Origin of the sequence: Streptomyces sp. NPDC057271, assembly GCF_042668715.1 — a bacterium.
In the GTDB taxonomy this organism is placed as follows: Bacteria; Actinomycetota; Actinomycetes; order Streptomycetales; family Streptomycetaceae; genus Streptomyces.
Genome location: NZ_JBHUYJ010000002.1, coordinates 97,076 through 119,285, shown reverse-complemented (window position 1 = coordinate 119,285; position 22,210 = coordinate 97,076). Strand labels below are relative to the sequence as shown.

The following is a 22,210-nucleotide window of genomic DNA, read 5'->3' as shown; positions in this document are numbered from 1 at the left end:
GAGACGTTCGTGGGGTGGGGCATGGGGAAGACCGTGCGGTGGGGCGTGCTGGCGACGGGCGGGATCGCGGCGAAGTTCGCCGGGGATCTGCTCGCGGCGGACGACAACGAGGTGGTGGCCGTCGCCTCCCGTACGAAGGCGTCGGCGCGGGCCTTCGCCGACCGGTTCGGGATACCGAGGGCGTACGGCGGGTGGGCCGCGCTCGTCGCCGATCCGGACGTGGACGTGGTCTACGTGGCGACCCCGCACCACGCGCACCGGGAGGCCGCCGGGCTCGCCCTGGAGGCCGGAAAGCCGGTCCTCTGCGAGAAGGCTCTCACCCTGAACGCGCGCGAGGCGGAGGAGTTGGTCGCCCTCGCCAGGGACCGGGGTCTCTTCCTGATGGAGGCCATGTGGATGTACTGCAATCCGCTGATCCGCCGCATCCGGGAGCTGGTCGCGGAGGGCGCGGTCGGCGAGGTCAGGACGGTGCAGGCGGACTTCGGGCTCGCGGGCCCGTTCGCCGCCGACCACCGGCTGCGCGACCCCGCCCTCGGCGGCGGCGCGCTCCTGGACCTCGGGGTCTATCCGGTCTCCTTCGCCCAGCTGCTGCTCGGTGAGCCCGACTCGGTCCAGGCCCACGCACTGCTCTCGCCCGAGGGCGTGGACCTGAACACGGGGATGCTTCTCGGCTGGTCCTCGGGAGCATCGGCCCTGCTGTCCTGCTCGCTCGTGGCGGACACCCCGATGGTCGCGTCGGTGACGGGATCGGCCGGCCGGATCGACGTCCCGGCCGGCTTCTTCTTCCCCGACCGCTTCACCCTGCGGCGCCACGGCCGGGAGCCGGAGGAGTTCGTTCTCGACGGCGACCGGCAGTCGCTGCTGCCGGAGGCGGCCGAGGTCGCGCGTTGTCTGCGGGCGGGCCTGACGGAGTCCCCGCTCGTACCGCTGGACGGTTCCCTCGCCGTGATGCGGACGCTCGACGCGGTACGGGACCGCATCGGCGTCCGCTATCCCGGGGAGCTCTCGCTCACGCCGGTGTGAGCCCGGGGTCGCCCGCCTCGGTGACGAAGGACCCGGCCGTGCCGACCGGGGCGCCGGGGGCCGTCACGGCCGAGACCGTACGGAAGTCGGCGCGGGCGCGAGCCGGGTCCGGAGGAGGAGGGAGCCGGGGTGGGGGTCGCCGGATGCCACCCCCGGGGCGAACGGGTCCTCGGTGACGCGGCGGGGGCGGCTCGGTGGCACTCACCGTGCCCGGGGCCGGGGGCCGGGGGCTGGACGGCTGGGACGGCCGACGGCTGGGACGGCTGAACGGCCGACGGCTGGACGGCGAAGGCGGGCCCGGCGGCACCGGCGGCTGGACGGCGAAGGCGGGCCCGGCGGCGGGCGCGGCGGTGGTGAGGAGACGGTGGCGGCCGAAGTGCCGGGCGGACGCGTGGAGTTCGTCGGTGTGGGCCTGCGCGTACGCCATATGTGCCTCCCCTGACGGAGTGGCGCGGGACGCCCCCGGGTTGTCGGGGACAGAACATCCGCGTGCCGGACAGATGAGTTCCCTGTGCACCGATCTCACGTACGCTGCGCGCCCATGAGCACTGAGTCGCGCATCGCAGTGGTGACGGGAGCGGGATCGGGCATCGGCCGGAGTGTGGCCGTGGCCCTGGCCGAGGCGGGCTGGTCGGTGGCGCTGGCGGGCCGCCGGCGCGAGCCCCTGGAGGAGACGGCGGCGTCCGTCCCGTCGGCCGACACGCTGTGCGTCCCGACGGACGTGACCTCACCGGATCAGGTGGCGTCCCTCTTCGAGGCGGTCCGGGACGGGTTCGGCCGGGTCGACCTGCTCTTCAACAACGCGGGGACGTTCGCCGGCGGCGGGACCCCGGTCGAGGACCTGGCCCACGAGACCTGGCGCTCGGTCGTGGACGTGAACCTGACCGGCTCGTTCCTGTGCGCCCAGGCGGCGTTCCGGGTGATGAAGGAGCAGTCCCCTCGGGGCGGCCGGATCATCAACAACGGCTCGATCTCGGCGCATGTGCCGCGCCCGCACTCGATCGCGTACACGGCGACCAAGCACGCGATGACGGGCCTGACGAAGTCGCTGTCGCTGGACGGGCGCCCGTACCGGATCGCGTGCGGTCAGATCGACATCGGGAACGCGGCGACGGAGATGACGGCACGGATGCAGTCGGGGATCCTGCAGGCGAACGGGGAGCTGGCGGCGGAGCCGGTGATGGACGCGGCGGACGTGGCGGCGACGGTGGTGCACATGGCAGCTCTGCCGCTGGAGGCGAACGTGCAGTTCGCGACGGTGATGGCGACGGCGATGCCGTACATCGGCCGGGGCTAGGGGGTCCCGGAAGGGCTCTGGCCGGAGGGCCCCGGAAAGGCCTCTCGGGAGCAGGTGCCGAGAGGCCCGTGGCAGGCCCCCTCCCGGGGCAGTACAGCTAGGCCTGGCCCGTCTCGAAGCGGGTGACCTTCCCGTCCTGCACGTGGAACCGCCAGGCGGTCCGCATCTCGCCCCAGGTGTCGTTGCGGTAGCGGGCGACGAGGGCGTGGCCGCCGTCCTTCTCGGACTCGATCTCCATATGGCCGCGCGAGGAGAAGATCTCCTTGTCGGTCCACTCGTCGACGTTCCGGTCGGAGCCGTCGTCGGACATGGTGGCGCCGGGGGTGAGGACCGCGAAGAACGCGTCGCGGTCGTTGGCGTTGAGGGCCGCGACGAAGGTGCGCACGGCGGGATCGGTGAGTCTGTCCACGGGAATCGTCATGGCCCTACCCGTACACCGCCCCACCCCGATCCCCACGGACCCGGGCCGCACATGTGCCGCGCCTCAGCGCACGGACTCCGCCACCTGGACGAGCAGCCCCGCGGCCTCGGCCTCGGACAGGACGCCTTCCGGCACGAGCTCGCCGGTCATACCGGGGAAGAACCGTCCGGCAGGCCGGCTCCGCTCGTACGGCGGCGGGTCGAGGACCACAATCCGTACGCCGTCGACGAGGGGGATCTCCGAGGGGTTGCCCTCGTTCCAGATCCATGCGCCGTCCGCGCCGACGAGATCGAAGGAGCCGGTGGTCGAGGTCGTCCCGGGCTGATCGCGGCACACGGCGACGGCCTGCGGGGAGGGCGCCGTGCCGGACAGGTGTCCGCCGCCGATCAGGGCGTCGGCGAGAAGGGTGTGCAGCTGGAAGTTGTCGCCGATCCCTGAGACACGTACGGCGAAACCGGCACCGGTCTTCCGGTCGAGCACGACGAGCGGCTCGTCGTCCAGCACGACGAGGGCGTAGGCGAGGCACTTGAACGGTTCGTTCGACGCGTCCTGCACGCGCTCCACGGCGGCCCGCAGTTCCTGCCTGCCGGCGGCCTCACTCCGTACGGCTTTCGCGTTGAGCATCGCGACGCAGGCCATCTCCCACTTCGGCAGCGACTCCCAGCCGACGACGGCGTCGTAGCCGACCCGCTCGACGTCGGCCTCCGTGAGGTCGCCCTCGTGGCCCGGCAGGTCACCACCGGTGGCCGCCCACCGCTCACAGAACACCTCGGCGGCCTCGAACGCGTCACGTGCGGCCGCGAAGACGGCGGGCGCGCAGACGACCGCGTCGGCACCCCGCTCCACGCACGAGCCGACCATGACCGCGACCACGGCCCGCGGGCCCGGCGGCACCTCGGCCAGGAACGCCGCGAGCCGGGGCCCGGCCTCCCGCAACTCCTCGTCCCGGGCACGCCCGAAAGCCCGGTGCAGCCCCTCGAAGCCCCGCTCGGCCGCAGCGCCGTCCCGCGCCCGCAGGGCGGTCTCGAACTCGCCCATGGCGGCCTGGAGCCGCTTACGTCCGAAAATCACGCGCGTACCCTACCGACCGTGTTGAACTGGCAGTCTTCCTCTCCATGACCGACCCGTGGAACACCGTCGACCGCCTCGCCTCCTGGATCTCCGCGCACCACACCCTCCCGCCGGAGCAGGACGTCCTGCTGCGTGTCCTGAAGCTCTCGGAGGAGGTCGGTGAGGTGGCGGAGGCCGTCATCGGCGCCACGGGACAGAACCCGCGCAAGGGGGCCTCGCACACCTGGCAGGACGTCGAGTCCGAGCTGTGCGACGTGATCATCACGGCGATGGTGGCACTGCGGACGCTGACCCCCGACGCCGCCGAGGTCTTCGCCGGCCACCTGCGGCGGGTGGCGGAGCGGTCTCTGACGGAGTGACGGCGCGGCTCGCGCGCGGGGCCCGGCCGCGGGCGAGGTCCGTTCGTCCCCGCGTCCCGGTCGTGCCACCGGTCGGCGCTCCCGCCCCGGGGAACCCCCGATCAGGGGGTAGGGGCAGACGAGCTGGGCTGTACGCCGGGTTCTGTACCCCGGGACCTCGCGGTCGTCGGGGTGACGGCCATCCATCTAGGGCCGGCGTTGCCGCCGGCCTCGTGCGGTCTACCCGCGAACTCGGGCGGGCAGCCCTCGATCGTTCGCGCAGAGTCGTCCGAGGACGACCCCTCTTGACCTTGCTCCGGGTGGGGTTTACCTAGCCGCCTGAGTCACCTCAGGCGCTGGTGGTCTCTTACACCACCGTTTCACCCTTACCGAGGACCGAGGTCCCCGGCGGTCTGTTTTCTGTGGCACTGTCCCGCGGGTCACCCCGGGTGGCCGTTAGCCACCACCCTGCCCTGTGGAGCCCGGACGTTCCTCGGGAGGATCCGAGGATCCCCACGCGGCCGCCCGCCCGGCTCGTCTGCCGTGCCGACCATGCTACCCGCCGCCCGGCGCCCGCTTGACCTTGTCGCAGCGTCAGGGTTTCTACTGACCCCATGCGAACCGGCGAGATCGCCGCGCTCGTCGGGGTCACCCCGCGGGCGGTGCGGCACTACCACCATCTCGGGCTGCTGCCCGAGCCCGTACGGCTGGCCAACGGCTACCGCGAGTACGGCATCCGGGACGCCGTCCTGCTCGCCCGGATCCGGCGGCTGACCGAGCTCGGCCTCGGGCTCGACGAGGTGCGGGACGTACTCGCCGACGACGAGGGGCGGGAGCTGGTGGAGGTGCTCGCCGAGCTGGACACCGACCTCGCCCGGCAGGAGGCCGTGATCCGGAAGCGGCGCAGGCGGCTCGCCGAGCTGCTCGGAGAGGCGCGGGCCGGACGGCTGACCGCCGAGGGCCCCGTCTCGCCCGAGCTGGGCGAGCTGTTCGCGGGTCTGGGGGAGGTCCCGGAGTCCCCCATGGCCGTCATGGACCGCGAGATCCTCTCGCTCCTCGACACCGTCGCGCCGGACGAGGAGCGGACGCGGCTCCTCGCCACGATGCGCGCCATGACCACGGACCCGGAGGCCGTCGCCCGCGCCCACGACGTGTACGCCCGCCTCGACGCCCTCGCGGACGCCGACCGGGACGACCCGCGCGTGGCCGAGACGGGACAGGCCCTCGCCGGCCTCCTGCCGGACTCCGTGGCGGCGCAGCTCGGCGAGCAGGGCGGTGTACCGCCGGGGCAGTTCGCCGAGGCCTTCTTCGGTGACTTCTCCCCCGCCCAGTCCGCCGCCGTCCTCCACGCCCTCCGCCTGGTCGCGGAGCGGGCCCCGTGACCGGACCGAAGGGAAGCTGAACCTCGCCGTCGCCTCGCGGACGTCCGTCACCGTCGAGCTGACCGAGCCGGTCGACTTGCCCCGGTATCCCGGGGCCCCGCGCCGTGCGGATCGTGCGCTGCCGCGCGGACGACCCCCGGGCCTTCTACCGGGCCCTGACCCCGGCGGTCCCGGCGGACCCGGCACGGGCCGGCGCGGCAGGGGGCTGTCCCGAGTGCCCCCGTCACCACCGCGCAGTCGTTCACGCCGGGGCGAACCGGGCCTTCGCCGACAGCGGGTCCGCCTGTGTGAGCCGGACCCGCAGCCACTCCCCGAGCGGCAGCCGACCGGTACCGCCCTCGATCCGGGCGACGATCGCCGGGTCGTCGAGGTGGACGGTCCCGACGGCCGGTTCGCGCTCCTTCACATCGATCACGTACGCGTCGAAGATCTCTCCGATCCGCCCGGCGAGCAGCGCCGCCTCGACGATGTCGACGGACTCGCGCTCGATGGTGTTGGCGCGCCGCGAGCCGGTCGCCATCTCGCCGGGGAGGGAGGGGAGCGCGGCCCGTACCCACTCCGGCGGCTCCTCGCCCGCCACGGCCGCGAGGCACAGCTCGCCCGCGTACCGGTCGACCAGTCGGCGCAGCGGCGCGGTGCAGTGGGTGTACTCGTCGGCCACGGCGGCGTGGACGGCGGGCGTCGGGATGCCGCCGTCGGTGAAGACGCTGTAGCCCGCGCCGCGGAGCAGGGTCGTGCACTCCTGCAGGAAGGCGGCGTGGCGGGGGTTGGCGGGGTCGGTGTGACGGACGACGTCCGCGTACGAGACGTGGTGCGGCCAGTCGACGCCGAGGGCGTGCGCGGAGCGGCGCAGCCGGGCGACCTCGCCGACGGGCGCGGTGGGGAGCGTCCGCAGGATGCCGGTGCCGGCGGCGGTCATCAGGTCGGCGGCGGCCATTCCGGTCAGGAGGGAGATCTGGGCGTTCCAGCCGTCGGCGGGCAGCGGGGCACGGTAGGTCAGTGCGTACGTGTGGTCCTGCTCGACGATCTCCTGCTCGGGCACGTTGAGGGAGATCCCGCCGCGTTCCGCTTCGAGGGCCTCGCGGAGAGAGCCGACGACCTTGAGCAGGGCGAGCGGTTCCTCGGCCGTGCCCGCGTCGATCTGAGCCTGCACGCCGGCGTAGTCGAGTTTGGCGCGGCTGCGGACGAGGGCGCGGCGCACGTCGGTTGCCACCCGGCGGCCCTCGGCGTCGAGGTCGATCCGCCACAGCAGTGCGGGGCGCGGACGGCCGGGCAGCAGGCTCGCCGCGTCCTCGGAGAGGACGGCGGGGTGGAGGGGAGCCTTGCCGTCGGGGAAGTACAGGGTGAGGACCCGGCGGTGGGCCTCGGCGTCGAGCGCGGAACCGGGTGCGACGAAGGCGGCCACGTCGGCGATCGCGTAGTGCACGCGGTAGCCGCCGTCGGCGCGGCGGGCCAGGTGCATGGCCTGGTCGAGGTCGGTGGAGGTCGGCGGGTCGATCGTGAAGAACGGGATGTCGGTGGCGTCGTGACCGGGGAGGCGGGGCGCCTTGGCCACCGCCTCTGCCTCGGCGAGGGCGTCCGGCGGGAACGCGTCGGGGATCGCCAGCTCGGTACGGAGTGCGCGCAGCGCGGCCCGCAGCGGAGCCTCGGCTGCGCCGGTCACGTGGATGTGGCGGCGGGGCATGGACCGAGCGTATGGCGGGGGGGCGGGGACCGGCACTTTGTAGGCTGAACGCTCTGGGGCCGCACCCCCAGCCCCTGAACGTACGAAGGAGAACCACCGTGCTCGTGCTGTTGCCGCCGTCGGAGGGTAAGGCCGCGTCGGGGCGCGGGGCGCCGCTCAAGCCGGAGTCCCTGTCCCTGCCGGGCCTGGCCGAGGCACGGGCGGCGGTCCTGGACGAGCTGGTCGAGCTGTGCGCCGCCGACGAGGAGAAGGCGCGCGAGGTGCTCGGGCTGAGCGAGGGGCTCCGCGGCGAGATCGCCAAGAACGTGGAGCTGCGCACGGCGGGCGCCCGGCCGGCCGGCGAGATCTACACCGGGGTGCTGTACGACGCGCTCGGCCTGGCCACGCTGGACGCCGCGGCCCGGAAGCGGGCGCGGGCGTCGCTCCTGGTGTTCTCGGGGCTGTGGGGCGCGGTGCGGGTGGACGACCGGATTCCGTCGTACCGCTGCTCGATGGGCGTGAAGCTGCCGGGGCTCGGGGCGCTCGGCACGCACTGGCGGGGCGCGATGGCGTCCGTCATGCCGGAGGCGGCGGGGGAAGGGCTCGTCCTGGACCTGCGGTCCTCGGCGTACACGTCCGCGTGGCGCCCGAAGGGCGAGGTGGCGGCGCGGACGGCGACGGTCCGGGTGCTGCACGCGCCGACGCGGAAGGTGGTCAGCCACTTCAACAAGGCGACCAAGGGGCGGATCGTGCGCAGCCTGCTGGAGGCCGGCGCGGCGCCGAAGGACCCGGTGGAGTTGGTGGAGGCGCTGCGGGATCTCACGTACGTGGTGGAGGAGGGCAAGGCGGGGGTGCTGGACGTGCTGGTGGACGAGATCCACTAGGGCCGACGCCCGTCGTTGCATATAGCGCAACGCTCGTTGTGCAGGTTGTCGCGGGCGGGCAGGATGACGTCCATGACCTCCGCGCTGCCCTCGGTCCTCGGCCTCGCCCCTGTCGTCCCGGTGGTGGTGATCGAGGACGCATCCGACGCCGTACCGCTGGCTCGTGCCCTGGTCTCGGGTGGTCTGCCCGCGATCGAGGTGACCCTGCGGACCCCCGCCGCGCTCGACGCCGTCCGCGCGATCGCGGCCGAGGTCCCGGACGCCGTCGTCGGCGCGGGCACCGTCGTCTCCCCTGTCGGCGTCGCGGACGCGGTCGGCGCGGGGGCGCGCTTCCTGGTGAGCCCCGGCTGGACGGAGAGCCTGCTGGGCGCCATGCGGTCTTCGGGTGTGCCGTTCCTGCCGGGGGTGTCGACCACCTCGGAGGTCGTGGCACTGCTGGAGCTCGGGGTGCGCGAGATGAAGTTCTTCCCGGCGGAGGCGGCGGGCGGCGTCCCGTACCTGAAGTCGCTCTCCGGCCCGCTCCCCCAGGCCCGGTTCTGCCCGACCGGCGGCATCTCCCCGATCTCGGCCCCGTCGTACCTGTCGCTTCCCAACGTGGGGTGTGTCGGGGGTACGTGGATGCTGCCCGCCGACGCCCTCGCGGCCCGCGACTGGGCACGGGTGGAGTCCCTGGCGCGCGAGGCGGCGCAGCTGCGGGCGAGCTGACGGGGCGGGCGGCAGGGCGCTGGGGAACGCGACGGGGGCGGGGTCACGTTCGTCCGTGTCCCCGCCCCCGGTTCGGGTCGCCTCAGGCGCTTCAGGTCACCTCAGGTGCGAGGTGTCGTTCAGGAGCCGTACGGAGGCGTTGCCGTCCGCGTAGTACGCCACGGCCGACAGTGAGGCCGCCGAGAGCTCCATCCGGAAGAGCGACTCCGGCGGGGCGCCGAGGGCGAGCCGCACCAGCGTCTTGACGGGCGTGACGTGGGTGACGAGGAGGACGGTGCGGCCCGCGTACGCGGCGGTCAGCCGGTCCCGGGTCGCCGAGACGCGCCGCGCGACGGTCGCGAAGCTCTCGCCGCCGCCGGTCGGGGCGGCCTTGGGCGAGGCGAGCCAGGCGTCCAGGTCGTCGGCGTGCCGCTCCCGCACCTCGGCGAAGGTCAGTCCTTCCCAGGCCCCGAAGTCGGTCTCGCGCAGCCCGTCCTCGATCCGTACGTCGAGTCCGAGCCGGGCGGCGACGGCCTCGGCGGTCTGCCGGCACCGCCTGAGCGGCGAGCTGACGATGTCCTGGATCGTGCCGCGCGCGGCGAGCGCGGCGGCGACGGCGTCGGCCTGACGCAGCCCGGCGGCGGACAGCTCGGGGTCGGAACCGCCGCTCCCGGAGAACCGCTTCTCGGGTGTGAGCGCGGTCTCGCCGTGCCGGAGCAGCACGAACGTGGCCGGCGCTCCCATGTCGGGCGCCCCCCAGCCGGGCGCGGCGGGCGCGGCCGGCGCGGGCTCGTGGCCCCGGACACCGGCCTCGGCCTCGAAGTCGCCGCTCGCCGCGGACTCGCGCTCGGCCGTGGCGGCCGCCGCGAGGGATGCGCGGGCCTGCGCCGCGATCGTCTCGTCGGCCGCGAACAGACCGTCACCGGCCGGACCACCCACGCCACCGGAACGCCTACCCGCGCCGGAGGACGCGCCCGGACCGGAGGACGCGCCCGCGCCGGAACCGGAGCCCCCACGCGCGCCGACGGACGTACCCGGACCGGAACCCGTACCGACGAGCGCCGCCCTCGCGCGGGCCGCGCCCGCCGTCGCGTCGCCGGGAGGGCCCGAGGTCGCCGCCGAGGCGTCCAGGGCCGCGGAGGACGCCGACGGCTCCCACTGCCTGCCGCGCTTGCCCGCGTCCATCGCCTCGTTCGCGAGCCGGTCCGCGTGCTTGTTCTTCTCGCGCGGGATCCACTCGTACCGGACCTGGCGCGCGGGGAAGACCCGGGCCGCCTCCGCCGCGAGCGGCTTCATGTCCGGGTGCTTGATCTTCCAGCGGCCGGACATCTGCTCGACGACCAGCTTGGAGTCCATCCGGACGTGCACCGAGGCGTCCGGGAACAGCTCACGCGCCGCCTTGAGCCCGGCCACCAGGCCCTTGTACTCGGCGACGTTGTTCGTGGCGACCCCGATGTACTCGGCACGCTCCGCGAGCGTCTCGCCGGTCACCGGGTCCAGGACGACCGCGCCGTATCCGGCGGGCCCCGGGTTCCCCCGGGATCCCCCGTCGGCCTCGACGACGACTTCCCTGACGGCCGTCATTACAGGCCGGACTCCGACGTGCGAACCAGGATCCGACGGCAGTTCTCACACCGCACGACCGTGTCCGCGGCGGCCGCCCGGACCTCGTTCAGCTCGGTGATGTTCAGCTCGATGTGGCAGCCCTCGCACTTGCGCTGGTACAGCCGCGCCGCGCCGACACCGCCCTGCTGCTCGCGCAGCTTCTCGTAGAGCTTCAGCAGGTCGGCCGGGACGGAACCGGCGACGAGCTCACGCTCCTTGCCGACCGACGCCGCCTCGCTGTCCAGCTCGCCCTGCGCCGCGTCGCGGCGGGCGGTCGCGTCGTCGGCCTTGGCCTGGACGGCGGTGGCCCGCTCGGTCAGCTCGGCGACCCGCTCGGCCGCCGACTCACGGCGCTCCATGACCTCGAGGACGATGTCCTCCAGGTCGCCCTGGCGCTTGGCGAGCGAGGTGATCTCGCGCTGGAGGTTCTCCAGGTCCTTCGGGGAGGAGACGGCTCCGGAGTCCAGCCGCTGCTGGTCCCGCGCGGCGCGCTGGCGGACCTGGTCGACGTCCTGCTCGGCCTTGGTCTGCTCGCGGGCGCAGTCGCTCTCCTCGGTCTGCGCGGCGACGAGCAGGTCGCGCAGCTGCGTGAGGTCCTTGTTCAGCGACTCGATCTCGGCGTGCTCGGGCAGCGACCTGCGCTTGTGGGCGAGCTGCTGGAGACGGACGTCTAGGGCCTGGACGTCGAGGAGTCGGATCTGGTCGGCGGGCGCGGCGTTCAGTTGGGGGCTCCAGGGGAGGTGTGATGGGAGGACCAGGGGTCGGTGACCGTCTTCGAGACGTGGACACGCAGGTCCCAGCCATGGCGGTCGGAAATCTCGTCGAGCTGGGCGGCCGCCTGCTCGCACCAGGGCCACTCGGTGGCCCAGTGGGCGGCGTCGACCAGGCCGATCGGCGCGTGCTGGGTGGCCTCGGACACCGGGTGGTGGCGCAGGTCGGCGGTGAGGAAGGCGTCCACGCCCGCGGCCCGTACGGCGTCGAAGAGGCTGTCGCCCGAGCCGCCGCTGACCGCGACCCGGCGGACGGTCATCCCCGGGTCTCCGGCGACCCGGATGCCCTGCGCGGTGGCGGGCAGCCGCTTCGCGGCGCGGGCCGCGAACTCGGCCAGCGTCTCGGGGTGGTCCAGCTCGCAGATCCGGCCGAGGTTGCTCTCGGGGACCAGGGGGCCGGTGATCCGCAGGTCGAGGGCGCCGGCGAGGGCGTCCGAGACTCCGGGGTCGGCGGTGTCGGCGTTGGTGTGCGCCACGTGCAGGGCGATGTCGTGCTTGATCAGCGTGTGCACGACGCGGCCCTTGAAGTGCGAGGCCGCGACCGTCGTCGTACCCCGCAGATAGAGGGGGTGGTGGGTGACGATCAGATCGGCGCCGAGCGCGATCGCCTCGTCGGCGATCTCCTGGACGGGGTCGACCGCGAAGAGGACGCGGGCGACCTCGGCGTCGGGGGCGCCGCAGACCGTGCCGACGGCGTCCCACTGCTCCGCCCGCTCGGGCGGCCAGAGAGCGTCGAGCGCGGCGATGACTTCAGACAGACGGGGCACGGGGGCAAGGCTACCTGGCCTGCGTGCCGCGCCGTCCTGCCTGTGGACAACCGCGACCGGCCACCGCGACCCGTCGTCGCGCGTTCGCGTCGTTCCGTCTGCGCGAGGTCGCGTCGCCGCTTCCCGACGAGGTCGGCGCGCAGGTCGTCGGGGACGCTGTTCGCCGCCGTCACACCGATGCCCGGGTACCAGGTCTCGTCCGGGACGTCCTCGGCGCGGCCGGCCTCGACCGCCCGTGAGGTTCTTCCACAGCGGGTCGGCCTGCGCGGTGTCGCGCTTGGCGGCCTTCGGGTCGCCGTGGACGCCGGTGACGATCCGGTCGGCGTCGGCCGGCTCGATCCTCTCCGGGCCGATCTCGGCTGTGGGATCGTCGATCCGCCGGCTCCTGGGTTGGCGCAGTCCCGCGTCCTCACGGATGGTGCCGACGAAGGACGCCTTGGCGAGAGGCGGGTCCTGCCCGGCAGGTGACGGACCATCGAGTGGGACGGCTCGTCCGGGCCGGTGTCCGTGCCCGACTGCTTCGCCCTGGTCTCGGACGCGGCGAGCCCTCGCCTTCGCGTCGGCGGTCCTGTCCAGGGCCGCGGCGTCGAGGAGGTGGTTCTCCCTTCCGGGCCAAGGCGGGCGGATGGAGAAGACGGTGGGGACGGGCTTCGACAGCTCGCCGTACGACAGCTCGTGGTACGTGTCCGCGGCCGGCTGCCGAGGGTCGGGGCGGGCTCCAGGTTCGCGGTCGCCTCGGAGGTGAGGTCGAGGCTGTCGATGGTGGCGACGGACTCGGGGGCTCCGGCGTCCTCGGATACGTGGGAATGCCATCGTCCTCCCCCACAGAGGGCGTATCCCTCGGGCTTCCGGCCGAGCGGGACGACGTCGTCGTCCTCGCCGACGCCGAGTACGACGACCCGCTTCGGGGCGGCGACGATCTCGGTCGTGCCGAGCGCGTGGGTGGGGGTGCGCCGGCACTGGCCGGGCCTGGCGTCCCTGCCCATGGCCGGCGTCTTGGCGGCCGCGTCACCGCAGTCCTTGCCGCCCGCGGCGACGTCCTTCCCGGCGGCGCCCTCCTCCTTCCCCGAGGCGACACCCCGGGCCGCACCCCGAGGCGGCGTCCCCGTTTCCGCAGGCCGCGAGGGAGAGCGCGGCGGCGAGTGCCACGGCGGCGGAGGGACATGGGGCTTCTCCGGTACGGGTACGGGGACGGCGGCTCGGACCCGCGGTGGATCCTGCGCGCGACCGGCGTGCGAGCCGGCCGCGGACCGCCGCGCAGGCCGGTCCCGAACCGCGACGCGAGCGTCCGGGACCGGTGCAGAACGGGCCCCGTACCCGGAGCCACAGGCTCCACTCAGGATCGCCTTACCTCGCGCACCCGTCGTCTCTCCAGCACAACCGGCCCCCTGCCCTCAGCAGAATCGATTCACGGCCACCCTTATGTGTGAAGTGACCGGGCTCGTGTTGTTCGGCAGGAAGTGCGAAAACTAGCTTCGGTGGCCGGAGGTGACGAGTCGATGACAGCCTGTGCCATCGAGGCAACGACGGACGACGGCGGCGCGGTGCGGCCGGCGCGGTTCACGATCACGGCGAACGGGGCGTACGCGGCGCGGCTCGCCGGCACGGGGGACGCCCTGTACGCGGAGCGTTGGACGCTGGACGGGCCGGAGCCCTACGCCGTACCGCTGCCGCTCGACCAGCCCGAGGAGTCCCACACCCAGCTGCTTCCGCTCGCGGACGGACGGGTGTTGATCGGCCGCCGGGTGGACGGCCGCCGCCATACCTTCTCCCTGCTGTACCCGACGGGCCCCGGGACGGGGCAACTTCCCCTGGGGGCGGTCGAGTCCGACGAACTGGTCCTCCTGCCGCCCTCCCCGGACGGCATCTGCGGGTACGCGATGTGCGTCGGCGCGGACACCACCACGATCTGGCTGGTGGCGGGCGGGGCGTTCGGTCCTGAGCAGGTCGCGGAGGTCAGGGGCCGTTGCACGGGCGGCGTCTGGCTGGACCGTACGGGACGGATGCTCGCCCTCGACCGCAGCCTCGACGACGGACCCGTGAAGGCGGTGGCGGTCGACCTGGAGCGCGGGGGCGAGGTGACGCCGCTGCTCCAGATCACCGAGGAGAGCAACGACCGGCTGCTGACGGCGGATCCGGACAGCGGACTGCTCCTCATCCGCTCCGACGCCCCCTCCCCCGGCCACGAGCGGCTCGGCTGGGGCGTCCTCGGCAGTCTGCTGCCGGTCCGGTTCCCCGAGTGCCTGCGGCTCGACGACGCGGCGGTGACCCCCTTCGCCGTACAGCCGGGACAGATACTGCTGCCGGAGAGCTGTTCGGTCGCGCTGAGGATCGACGCGGCGGCCGGTAGCTGGGTGGGGATGTGGCGTCCGGCGGAGCGCCGGATGCACCAGCTCGCGGCTCCGGTGGGCTGGCTGGCGGGGTCGGGGGTGTGGACCGCGGAGGGCGTGCTGAGGCTTCCGTACACGACCTCCGAGACGCCCTGCGGACTCGCCGGTCTCGACATCCCGCCGGACCCCGAGCCGGCCGCGGTCACGGTCGGCGTCGAGCCGCGCGTATGCCGCCCGGTCCCGCTCCAGCAGGCACCCCTCGCAGACCGTAAGGCCGCTGGTTAGACTCTCGGCCGCACGACAACAGCGATCATTACGGGGTGAGTTCCACCATGTCGGAAGCGCGTACGGACGGCACGGAGCCGCAGGGCTCCGGAAGGCACCGCGGCGAGGCGGCGCCGTCGGAGGACTCCACGTCCTCCCCTCACGGCCGCCACCGCCGCGACGCGGAGCAGTAGTCGAACGCGGAGCAGTGGTCGCGGAGCGGTACACGCCGAGCGGTACGCGCGTAGCGGTACGTGCCGAGCAGTCATCGCGACCACGTCGAACAGCCCCGGGTGATCTCCCGGGGCTGTTCGGCGTCTCCCACCCCTCAGCCCCGCTTCAGGCCCAGCACCTCCGCCGCCGCGAACGTCTCGCCCACCGGGCGCGACGCGTAGTGCGGGGACAGCAGCCCGTCCAGTTCCTCGTACGTGAACGCGTCCTTCGCGGTGTCGAACTTCGCCGCCACCCTGGGGCGTTCGACGACAGCCACCATCCCGCCGTGCACGACGAGCAGTTGGCCGTTGACGGCGGCCGCCGCCGGGGACGCCAGATAGCCCACGACCGGTGCGACGTGTTCGGGCGCCAGCGCGTCCAGCTCACCCTCCGTCGGCTCCGCGAAGCCCGCGAAGACGTCCTCCGTCATCCGGGTCCGCGCCCGCGGGCAGATCGCGTTCACCGTCACGCCGTACTTCGCGAGCGCGAGCGCGGTCGACGTCGTGAGGCCCACGATCCCGCCCTTGGCCGCCGCGTAGTTCGGCTGCCCCGCGGAACCGGCGAGGAACGCCTCCGACGAGGTGTTGACGATCCGGCCGTACACGCCGGCCTCCCCCGCCTTCGCCCGCCCCCTCCAGTGCACCGCAGCGAAGCGTGTGGTGTTGAAGTGGCCCTTCAGATGGACCCGGATCACCGAGTCCCACTCGTCCTCGCTCATCGAGAAGACCATCCGGTCCCGCAGGATGCCCGCGTTGTTGACCAGGATGTCCAGCTTCCCGAACTCGCCCACCGCCAGGTCCACCAGACCCCGCGCCGCCTCGAAGTCGGCGACGTCGCCGAGGTGCGCGACCGCCCGGCCGCCCGCCGCGCGGATCTCCGCGGCGACCTCCTCGGCGGGGGTGGCGGAGGCCTCGCCGGAGCCGTCGCGCCCCGGCTGCCCGTAGTCGTTGACGACGACGGCCGCGCCCAGCCGGGCGAGCTCCAGCGCCTCGGCGCGGCCCAGACCCCGGCCGGCGCCGGTGACGATCGCGGACAGCCCCTCAAGAGGGAGTGACATCGGTTCGCGTCCTCTCAGATCTCGATGCAGGTGCGCAGCGCGACACCCGTACGCATCTGCTCCAGGGCCTCGTTGATCCCGGAGAGCGGCACCCGGTGGGTGATCAGGGATTCCAGGTCGATCCGGCCGGCCCGCCAGAGCGCGATGGCCCGCTCGTACGAGCGCAGCACGTCACCGCCCCCGTACATCGACGGCAGGATCCGCTTCTCGTCGAAGAACAGCTCGAACATGTTGAGCTGCAGGAAGTCGTCGAGCGCGCCCGCGCCGACGACGCAGAGCGTGCCGCCGCGCCGGGTCGTCTCGTACGCGGTCCGGGCGGTCGCGGACCTGCCGACGACCTCGAAGACGTAGTCGAAGCCCTCGCCTGCGGTGACGCGCTGCTTGGCGTCGGCGAGGGCGTCGGGGGCGACGGCCTCTGTCGCGCCGAAGCGCAGGGCGGCCTCGCGCCGGGACTCGACCGGGTCGACGGCGACGATCTGGGCGGCTCCCTGGAGCTTGGCGCCCTGGATCGCGGAGATCCCGACGCCGCCGCAGCCGATGACGGCGACCGAGGAACCGGCTTCCACCTTCGCGGTGTTGATGGCCGCGCCGAGTCCGGTGGTGACTCCGCAGCCGATGAGGGCGGCGATGTCGAAGGGCACGTCGTCCGGGATCGGGACGGCGCAGCCGGCGTCGACGACGACCTCCTCGGTGAACGTGCCGGTCCCCGCGAAGCCGAAGACCTCCCCTCCGGGCCTGCGGAAGTTGGGGGTGCCGGCGTTCATGAACCCGGCCAGGCAGAGCTGGGTCTGGCCGCGCTTGCAGGCGGGACACACCCCGCAGGCGGGCAGCCAGCAGAGCAGTACCCGCTGCCCTTCGCCCAGCCCGGTGACTCCCTCGCCGACGTCGACGATCTCGCCCGCGCCCTCGTGTCCGGGGATGAACGGAGCGGGCTGCGGGAGCACGCCGCTCATGGCGGAGACGTCGGAGTGGCACAGTCCGGTCGCCCTGACCCGTATCTTCACCTTGCCGGGGCCGAAGCCCACCGCCTCGACGTCGTCGAGGACCTCCAGTTTGTCCTGGCCGATCTCGTGCAGTACGGCTGCGCGCATGGTGCGGGCTCCAATCACGAATGTTCGACGAGGGTGTCGGCGAGCACGGGAGCGTCCTCGCGCTCCACGGCGGTGACCGACACCTGGACGCGGCCGTCCCCGGTCCACATCCGGATACGCAGGGTTTCGCCGGGAAAGACGATCCCGGCGAATCGGGTGCGGTACGAGCGGACGCGGGCGACGTCGCCGCCGAGCACCGTGTCCACCACCGCCTTGAGGGTCATGCCGTACGTGCAGAGTCCGTGGAGGATCGGCCGGTCGAAGCCGGCGCGCTCGGCGAACTCGGGGTCGGCGTGGAGGGGGTTCCAGTCGCCGGAGAGCCGGTAGAGCAGCGCCTGGTCCTCACGTACGGGCCGCTCGACGGTCTTGTCGGGGTCGCGGTCGGGGAGTGCGAGGCGCTCGGAGGGACCACGGTCGCCGCCCCAGCCGCCCTCTCCCCGTACGAAGATCTGCGCGTCGCTGGTCCACAGCGGGCCGTCGTCGTCGGCGACCTCGGAGCGCAGTACGAGGACGGCCGCCTTGCCCTTGTCGTGGACGGCGGCGACGTGGGAGGTGGTGACCGCCCTGCCCTGCGCCGGGAGCGGCCGGTGGAGGGTGATCGACTGCCCGCCGTGGAGGACGGCGGCGAGGTTCACCTCGATGCCGGGCGCGGAGAGCCCGCCGACGACCCCCATGCCGGCGCCTGCGACGGTGGCGAAGCTGGGCAGGACGTGGAGCCTGGATTCGAGGGTGTAGCGGAGCTCGCCGGGGTCGGTCGCCGGGGTGCCGGCGCCCAGTCCCAGGTGGTAGAGCTGGACGTCCTTGTGGCCCCAGGCGATCTCGGCGCTGCGGGGCTCGGCGGCGACGGCCTTGGCGGCATCAATGGGCATGGGGATGCTGCTCCTTGGAGATCCGCGAGGATCCTCGACGAGTGGAAGACCTCGGTGCGGCCGTCCGCACCGTCGGCCACACCGAGGCCGTGCGGGACCGTCCCGTACACGCCCCGTTCTAGAACGCGTTCTAGGTCGGTGATCCTCATGTATAGCCGAGCGGGGGTGAGTTGAGAAGCCCCTCAGGAAGCCGTGCCTGACGTAATGTCAGTTTCCGTGCCGGGGCGAGGCGGGCGGGAAGCGGTGAGCCGTGCCCACGTGCTGACGTGCGACAGCGGCTGGTAGGTCTGCGGGGCGCCCGACCCGTGAGACGGGTCGTGCCGGGCACCACCGCGCGTGCGGTGGTGCCCGGCCCGACGAGGCCGGTTCCGGTCAGGAGCCGATCTGGGCCTCGATCTGGTTCTCGTTGTTCATGGCGCCGACCCAGATCCGTACGTCGGCGACCTTGGCCGGCAGGAAGTGCTTCCACGCCGCGCCGGTCATGCCCTTGCCGACGGCGAGTTCGCCGGTGCCGGCCTGGGCGGTGTACGCCTTCCAGTCGCCGTTCTGCGAGGTGCCGACGCGGAGCGCGATCTCCCCGTTCTGGGCGTCGAAGACGCCCGTCAGACGGACGGTGGCCCCGAGGACCGCCTCGGAGTCCGACTGCACCGCCGAGAAGGTGCCGTCGGTGTTCAGCCGGCCGAAGAACCAGTAGCCGACCGGGACGGTCTCCTCCTCCATGGTGTCCTCGTTGAGGACCGTCTTGCTGCCGGTCTTCTTGAACCACAGACCCCAGGCGGAGCCGTCCGCCGTGCGCTGGCCGACCACCTGGCCGACGTAGCCGTCGGCCTTCCCCAGCGCCTTGTCACGGTCGACCGCGACCTGCGTCGACACCGTGAACGAACCCATGTCGTCGACGATCGGGCCCGCGGCGGTCGCCGCGTCGTCCACGCCGTCGAGGACGATCTCCTCGCCGGACACGGCCGCGCCGCCCGCCAGGGTCAGCGCCCGGCCGTAGCCCGACGTGGTGTCGGCGACGGTGGTACCGGAGGCGCCTGCGGCGGACCAGCCGGCGACCAGTTCCACGCCGGTCATGCCGCTGGGCAGCGTCAGCCGGGCCTCCTCGGCGATCTCGGAGTCGTTGAGGGTGCGCTGCCAGGCTGCGACCTCGTCGATCGAGCCCTTCCAGTAGTCGTAGTACCCACCGCGCCACCAGACGCGGCCGACCTGGAGCCGGCCGGTGGACGTCCAGGACTGGGCGACGGTGTCCGTGCCCTGGAGCTCACCGTTGACGTAGAGCTTGATCACCTTCGCGTCGTTGTCGTAGACGGCGGCCAGATGCGTCCAGACGCCGAGTACCGCCGGGCCCTTGGACCGAACGATCTGGTTGCTGATGTCACCGTCCGTCGCGTCCTTCGGCGAGGTGCGCAGCTCCCACTTCTTCGAGTCCGACCGGTAGCCGAGGTAGAAGGCGCTGTACCAGGCGGGCGTCATGCTTCCGTCCTGGCTCAGGGCCGTGCTGGTGCGAGTGCCGTCCTCCAGACGTACCCAGGTGGAGACGGTGTACGACGAACCGGTGCCGACGACGGGGCCGTCGGTGGCGGCGTAGCCGTTGGTGCCGTCGTAGCCGAGCCCCTTGTCCGTGACCGGGGTCGCCAGCGGCGCGCCCTGGTCGTCGTGGGTGATCAGGCCGCGGCGGCCACGGTCGTCCCTGCTCACCCCGCCGGTCAGCGTGGCGTTGGAGGTACCGCCCGTCGGGGCGCTGTCCACGGCGGCGCCGGAACTCTCGGCGAAGTGCCAGCGGCCGACGGGGTCGGCGCCGGTCGCGACCTTGAACGAGACCGCCTTGGTGGAGCCGGCGCGGCCCAGGCTGTCCTTGGCCCGTACCTCCAGGATGTACGTCCCCGAGGCCGGCGGCTTGACGGTCGCCTTCAGGACTCCGGGGGCGAGCGTGGTCCATGTGGTGGCGGGGGCCAGCCGGTACTCGTACTGCTTGTTGGTGTCACCGGCGGCGGGGCCGAAGGTGAAGTCACCGGCCACGCCGGGGGCGCCGGCGGCCGTGCAGGCGTTGGGCAGGCACTCGAGGTACGGACCGTTGAACGCCACCGTGGGGGCCTTGGGCGCGGTCGCGTCGACCTTGAAGTAGCAGTGCGGCATGTAGGCCGAGGACCCCGCGTGGGAGCCGCTGTCGTAGAACACCTGGGTCAGCGTGGTGTACCGGTGGAGCGGACCCTCGGCGAGGGTGGTGCCCCAGGAGTGCGTGACCTTGACGTTGTCGCCGACGAAGTTGGCGCCACTGGGGATGGGGACCCCGGATTGTGTCCAGGTGCCGTCCGCGGCCTGCTTCTCGACACGGAACCACGCCTTCAGCTTGGCGCCCGCCTCACCGCCGGCGGCGGTCTGCGGCGTCGAGGTCAGCGTGGGGGTCGGGTCGGAGACGATCGTCGGGTCGGCGGCGTTGGTGCTGCAGACCGTGCCGGATCCGCCCACGATGCCGACACCGGTCGGCGACGCGGGCAGGGCGACGTAGTCGACCCGGAGCACGGCGTCGTTCCTGAACCGCTTCCAGGCCGAGGTGTCCGACTCGTTGTTGGCGCGCAGTTGCAGCGTGAGCCGGGAGAACTTGCCGGCCGCGAAGTCGCGTACGGTCGGCGTGAGGTTCTCGTTGGGCTCCTCCGGGTTGTCGTTGAACTCGATCGGCGCGTCGGGGGAGTCGGGGTCGCAGAGCGAGCCGCGTCCGGCCGAGACCCATCGGTCGACCATCCAGTCCAGCTCCTTGGGCCGCGAGGCCCAGGTCGTGGCGGAGGAGATGTTGTCCGTACGGACGAGGTCCACCAGGCGCAGATCGCACTGGAACGCCCACGGCTCGGTCACCGCGAAGGTGGCGTCGAGGACGCGCTTGCCCTTGAGCTGGTCGGGCGCGAACTCGAAGTAGAGCCGCTGCACGTACCCCGGTCCGCAGTAGTACCCGTTCCAGGTACCGCACTTGCCGACGCCCTGGCCCTGGTCGTTCGAGCCGTTGCCCCAGCCGTACGACTCGTAGCCGTCGCTGCGCAGCTGCGTCCGCTCCGACTCGCCCCAGGTCACCGTCGGGTCGATGAAGAGCGGGTACGCCGAGGTGTCGGTCGTGGCGAGCATGGCGGCGTCCGGTACGACGGACAGCGTGCCCTTGGCGAGCTTGACCTGCATCCGCTTGACCTTGTCGCCCTGGCCGGGGGCGAGCCCCTTGCCGGACGGACTCGTCTCGGACGGGTCGGCCAGTGTGCCGGGAGGCGTGGCACCGGCCGAGGCGGACGCGGCGGGGGCGGCCGACGACGAGGGTGACGCGGGGGCAGCGGGCGACGCGGACTTCCGCTTCGCCGCGGTCCCGGCGGAACGCTTCGGCGTCGCCGTCGTCTCGACGGACGAACCGGCCGAGTTCCACATCTGTGCCGGCGGCGCGCGGAAGATCGTCTTCCCGGTCCCGTCGACGGCGCTGAGGTTGCCCGCGGCGCCCTTGCGGACGTCCAGGCCCTTGGCCTTGAGGCCGAAGGTGAGTTTCTTCAGCTTCGGGTTGGCGGCCGCCTTCGGTGTCTTGACCACCAGGACGTGCTGGAAGCTCTCGACGGTGGCGGTGACCTTCAGGTCGACGTCCGGAAGCACCTCACGGTAGAGGGCGCTGCTTCCGTCGATGACGGGTGCGGGCAGCTTGCCCTGCTGCCAGCCGAGCTCCAGCGAGCGCCCCTGCTCCTCGATGCTGACGAGCGGTTCCGCGGAGCCGCCGCCCGAGAAGGTCATGACGGCCGAGGCGGCCTTGGGACCGATCGAGCCGTCGGAGCGGCGGACGAGCGTCGGGTCCGGCGTCTGCCAGCCTCCGCCGGGCTTGGCGACCCGGACCGGGACCGTGGACTGTTCGAGCGTGAAGGTGGAGCCGTCGGGGTTGGCGAACACCGTGCCCCGCTCGGTGCGTTCTCCCTGGACCTCCACGCGTCTGCCCGACTTCCTGGCTTCCGCGAGCGCGCGGTGGCCTTCGTCGAGCTTGGTGTTCTGTGCCGTCGGCGCCTGTGCCGACGGCTCGTTCGCCTGTACCACCGGCGCTGGAAGACCCAGCGCCATGACGAGTGCCGACAAGGCAATCGTCGAGCTGCGGGCACGCTGACGCGCCCACTGCCTCTTCACCATCCCCACCCCTAGTTACGCAAAGAACTCAGCAGGTGGGTCACCCAACGGCATCGCGCTTCGCGTAGTCAAGGGTGATCGACACGGCGATCGGCCCAGAACCCCCCATGAGCAGCGAAACGCGCACAGGTCGAAGGGTGGCGCCGTTCACGGAAAGGCCGCGCTGTCACGGAGCGTGAGGGCCGACGGCCCCCCGCACGCGGAGGCGGAGGGCGCACGTTCCCCGACAGACCCCCGGAATATGCCACCGGCGAGTCATCCGTCCACCGCGCCGCACCCTCGGGTGCCCCCTCAAGCGGATCATCACAATCCGGATGGGGCACCAAGCGTGACTGCCGATACGT

Annotated in this window: 19 protein-coding genes and 1 other RNA gene; 8 read left to right on the top strand and 12 right to left on the bottom strand. The window is 72.9% G+C overall.

Translation table 11 applies throughout. The features are described from left to right. Window positions 1-21 precede the first annotated feature (21 nt). On the top strand, window positions 22-1,023 hold the full coding sequence (locus ACFUJR_RS01425; RefSeq protein ID WP_383170042.1) for a Gfo/Idh/MocA family protein: 1,002 nt from the start codon (window positions 22-24) through the stop codon (window positions 1,021-1,023). Here the strand turns inward: ACFUJR_RS01425 and ACFUJR_RS01420 are convergent. Beyond that, window positions 1,010-1,450: a hypothetical protein gene (locus tag ACFUJR_RS01420; RefSeq protein WP_383170075.1), complete on the bottom strand. Its 441-nt coding sequence runs from the start codon at window positions 1,448-1,450 to the stop codon at window positions 1,010-1,012. The two genes, ACFUJR_RS01425 and ACFUJR_RS01420, sit on opposite strands and share 14 nt — an antisense overlap. A gap of 114 nt (window positions 1,451-1,564) precedes the next feature. On the opposite strand from ACFUJR_RS01420, the gene ACFUJR_RS01415 reads away from it, so the two are divergent. Beyond that, the gene (locus ACFUJR_RS01415) at window positions 1,565-2,320 is read left to right on the top strand and encodes an SDR family oxidoreductase (RefSeq protein WP_383170044.1); all 756 of its coding nucleotides are present in this window, start codon (window positions 1,565-1,567) and stop codon (window positions 2,318-2,320) included. Between the two features lie 97 nt (window positions 2,321-2,417). Here the strand turns inward: ACFUJR_RS01415 and ACFUJR_RS01410 are convergent, their stop codons facing one another. Continuing rightward, the gene (locus tag ACFUJR_RS01410; protein ID WP_383170046.1) at window positions 2,418-2,741 is read right to left on the bottom strand and encodes a nuclear transport factor 2 family protein; all 324 of its coding nucleotides are present in this window, start codon (window positions 2,739-2,741) and stop codon (window positions 2,418-2,420) included. A 63-nt stretch (window positions 2,742-2,804) separates the two neighbouring features. Beyond that, window positions 2,805-3,812 (bottom strand): hypothetical protein, encoded by a 1,008-nt coding sequence (locus ACFUJR_RS01405; RefSeq protein ID WP_383170048.1) that lies wholly within the window; start codon window positions 3,810-3,812, stop codon window positions 2,805-2,807. Between the two features lie 44 nt (window positions 3,813-3,856). Here ACFUJR_RS01405 and ACFUJR_RS01400 point away from each other — a divergent pair, with 44 nt between their 5' ends. Then, a complete protein-coding gene (locus ACFUJR_RS01400; protein ID WP_383170050.1) occupies window positions 3,857-4,171 on the top strand; it encodes a MazG-like family protein in 315 nt (104 codons plus the stop codon). A 115-nt stretch (window positions 4,172-4,286) separates the two neighbouring features. On the opposite strand, the gene rnpB is transcribed toward ACFUJR_RS01400, so the two are convergent. Continuing rightward, an RNA gene (gene rnpB / locus ACFUJR_RS01395) (RNase P RNA component class A) lies at window positions 4,287-4,687 on the bottom strand. A 77-nt stretch (window positions 4,688-4,764) separates the two neighbouring features. Here rnpB and ACFUJR_RS01390 point away from each other — a divergent pair. Further along, complete coding sequence (locus ACFUJR_RS01390) at window positions 4,765-5,532, top strand: MerR family transcriptional regulator (protein ID WP_383170051.1); 768 nt, start codon at window positions 4,765-4,767, stop codon at window positions 5,530-5,532. 241 nt (window positions 5,533-5,773) lie between these two features. Here the strand turns inward: ACFUJR_RS01390 and ACFUJR_RS01385 are convergent, their stop codons facing one another. Then, window positions 5,774-7,216 (bottom strand): RNB domain-containing ribonuclease, encoded by a 1,443-nt coding sequence (locus ACFUJR_RS01385; protein WP_383170053.1) that lies wholly within the window; start codon window positions 7,214-7,216, stop codon window positions 5,774-5,776. Window positions 7,217-7,314: 98 nt separating this feature from the next. Here ACFUJR_RS01385 and yaaA point away from each other — a divergent pair, with 98 nt between their 5' ends. Both yaaA and ACFUJR_RS01375 read left to right on the top strand, forming a co-directional pair. Then, window positions 7,315-8,079, top strand: coding sequence for a peroxide stress protein YaaA (gene yaaA, locus ACFUJR_RS01380; RefSeq protein WP_383170054.1), 765 nt, complete (start codon window positions 7,315-7,317; stop codon window positions 8,077-8,079). A 72-nt stretch (window positions 8,080-8,151) separates the two neighbouring features. Next, on the top strand, window positions 8,152-8,784 hold the full coding sequence (locus tag ACFUJR_RS01375; RefSeq protein WP_383170056.1) for a bifunctional 4-hydroxy-2-oxoglutarate aldolase/2-dehydro-3-deoxy-phosphogluconate aldolase: 633 nt from the start codon (window positions 8,152-8,154) through the stop codon (window positions 8,782-8,784). A 96-nt stretch (window positions 8,785-8,880) separates the two neighbouring features. Here the strand turns inward: ACFUJR_RS01375 and ACFUJR_RS01370 are convergent, their stop codons facing one another. The 3 genes from ACFUJR_RS01370 to ACFUJR_RS01360 are packed head-to-tail and all read right to left on the bottom strand — an operon-like array spanning window position 8,881 to window position 11,905. Beyond that, complete coding sequence (locus ACFUJR_RS01370) at window positions 8,881-10,347, bottom strand: bifunctional RNase H/acid phosphatase (protein ID WP_383170058.1); 1,467 nt, start codon at window positions 10,345-10,347, stop codon at window positions 8,881-8,883. Continuing rightward, the gene (locus ACFUJR_RS01365; protein ID WP_383170071.1) at window positions 10,347-11,090 is read right to left on the bottom strand and encodes a zinc ribbon domain-containing protein; all 744 of its coding nucleotides are present in this window, start codon (window positions 11,088-11,090) and stop codon (window positions 10,347-10,349) included. The genes ACFUJR_RS01370 and ACFUJR_RS01365 overlap by 1 nt, the downstream gene beginning before the upstream one ends. Further along, window positions 11,087-11,905 (bottom strand): Nif3-like dinuclear metal center hexameric protein, encoded by an 819-nt coding sequence (locus ACFUJR_RS01360; protein WP_383170060.1) that lies wholly within the window; start codon window positions 11,903-11,905, stop codon window positions 11,087-11,089. The genes ACFUJR_RS01365 and ACFUJR_RS01360 overlap by 4 nt, the downstream gene beginning before the upstream one ends. Window positions 11,906-13,404: 1,499 nt before the next feature. Between ACFUJR_RS01360 and ACFUJR_RS01355 the strand changes: the two genes are divergently transcribed. Beyond that, window positions 13,405-14,520 (top strand): hypothetical protein, encoded by a 1,116-nt coding sequence (locus ACFUJR_RS01355; RefSeq protein WP_383170062.1) that lies wholly within the window; start codon window positions 13,405-13,407, stop codon window positions 14,518-14,520. A gap of 35 nt (window positions 14,521-14,555) precedes the next feature. Next, entirely contained in the window at window positions 14,556-14,693 is a 138-nt protein-coding gene (locus ACFUJR_RS01350; RefSeq protein ID WP_383170064.1) for a hypothetical protein, read from the top strand. Between the two features lie 134 nt (window positions 14,694-14,827). Here the strand turns inward: ACFUJR_RS01350 and ACFUJR_RS01345 are convergent, their stop codons facing one another. The 4 genes from ACFUJR_RS01345 to ACFUJR_RS01330 all read right to left on the bottom strand — a co-directional run bounded on the left by ACFUJR_RS01345 (window position 14,828) and on the right by ACFUJR_RS01330 (window position 21,803). Then, window positions 14,828-15,769: a 3-oxoacyl-ACP reductase gene (locus tag ACFUJR_RS01345; protein WP_383170066.1), complete on the bottom strand. Its 942-nt coding sequence runs from the start codon at window positions 15,767-15,769 to the stop codon at window positions 14,828-14,830. Between the two features lie 14 nt (window positions 15,770-15,783). Beyond that, window positions 15,784-16,860 carry a Zn-dependent alcohol dehydrogenase gene (locus ACFUJR_RS01340; protein WP_383170068.1) on the bottom strand — a complete coding sequence of 359 codons (1,077 nt, stop codon included), beginning with the start codon at window positions 16,858-16,860 and terminating at the stop codon, window positions 15,784-15,786. A gap of 14 nt (window positions 16,861-16,874) precedes the next feature. Beyond that, window positions 16,875-17,729, bottom strand: a complete 855-nt coding sequence (locus ACFUJR_RS01335; protein ID WP_383170069.1) for a MaoC/PaaZ C-terminal domain-containing protein — start codon at window positions 17,727-17,729, stop codon at window positions 16,875-16,877. A 372-nt stretch (window positions 17,730-18,101) separates the two neighbouring features. Continuing rightward, on the bottom strand, window positions 18,102-21,803 hold the full coding sequence (locus tag ACFUJR_RS01330; RefSeq protein ID WP_383168866.1) for a LamG-like jellyroll fold domain-containing protein: 3,702 nt from the start codon (window positions 21,801-21,803) through the stop codon (window positions 18,102-18,104). Window positions 21,804-22,210: the final 407 nt, after the last annotated feature.

What these genes read in the sequence shown, in the direction of transcription:
- ACFUJR_RS01425 (WP_383170042.1), top strand. Translation starts at nt 22, where the DNA reads ATGGGGAAGACCGTGCGGTGGGGCGTGCTGGCGACGGGCGGGATCGCG.
- ACFUJR_RS01420 (WP_383170075.1), bottom strand. Translation starts at nt 1,450, where the DNA reads ATGGCGTACGCGCAGGCCCACACCGACGAACTCCACGCGTCCGCCCGG.
- ACFUJR_RS01415 (WP_383170044.1), top strand. Translation starts at nt 1,565, where the DNA reads ATGAGCACTGAGTCGCGCATCGCAGTGGTGACGGGAGCGGGATCGGGC.
- ACFUJR_RS01410 (WP_383170046.1), bottom strand. Translation starts at nt 2,741, where the DNA reads ATGACGATTCCCGTGGACAGACTCACCGATCCCGCCGTGCGCACCTTC.
- ACFUJR_RS01400 (WP_383170050.1), top strand. Translation starts at nt 3,857, where the DNA reads ATGACCGACCCGTGGAACACCGTCGACCGCCTCGCCTCCTGGATCTCC.
- ACFUJR_RS01390 (WP_383170051.1), top strand. Translation starts at nt 4,765, where the DNA reads ATGCGAACCGGCGAGATCGCCGCGCTCGTCGGGGTCACCCCGCGGGCG.
- ACFUJR_RS01385 (WP_383170053.1), bottom strand. Translation starts at nt 7,216, where the DNA reads ATGCCCCGCCGCCACATCCACGTGACCGGCGCAGCCGAGGCTCCGCTG.
- ACFUJR_RS01375 (WP_383170056.1), top strand. Translation starts at nt 8,152, where the DNA reads ATGACCTCCGCGCTGCCCTCGGTCCTCGGCCTCGCCCCTGTCGTCCCG.
- ACFUJR_RS01370 (WP_383170058.1), bottom strand. Translation starts at nt 10,347, where the DNA reads ATGACGGCCGTCAGGGAAGTCGTCGTCGAGGCCGACGGGGGATCCCGG.
- ACFUJR_RS01355 (WP_383170062.1), top strand. Translation starts at nt 13,405, where the DNA reads ATGACAGCCTGTGCCATCGAGGCAACGACGGACGACGGCGGCGCGGTG.
- ACFUJR_RS01345 (WP_383170066.1), bottom strand. Translation starts at nt 15,769, where the DNA reads ATGTCACTCCCTCTTGAGGGGCTGTCCGCGATCGTCACCGGCGCCGGC.
- ACFUJR_RS01340 (WP_383170068.1), bottom strand. Translation starts at nt 16,860, where the DNA reads ATGCGCGCAGCCGTACTGCACGAGATCGGCCAGGACAAACTGGAGGTC.
- ACFUJR_RS01335 (WP_383170069.1), bottom strand. Translation starts at nt 17,729, where the DNA reads ATGCCCATTGATGCCGCCAAGGCCGTCGCCGCCGAGCCCCGCAGCGCC.
- ACFUJR_RS01330 (WP_383168866.1), bottom strand. Translation starts at nt 21,803, where the DNA reads ATGGCGCTGGGTCTTCCAGCGCCGGTGGTACAGGCGAACGAGCCGTCG.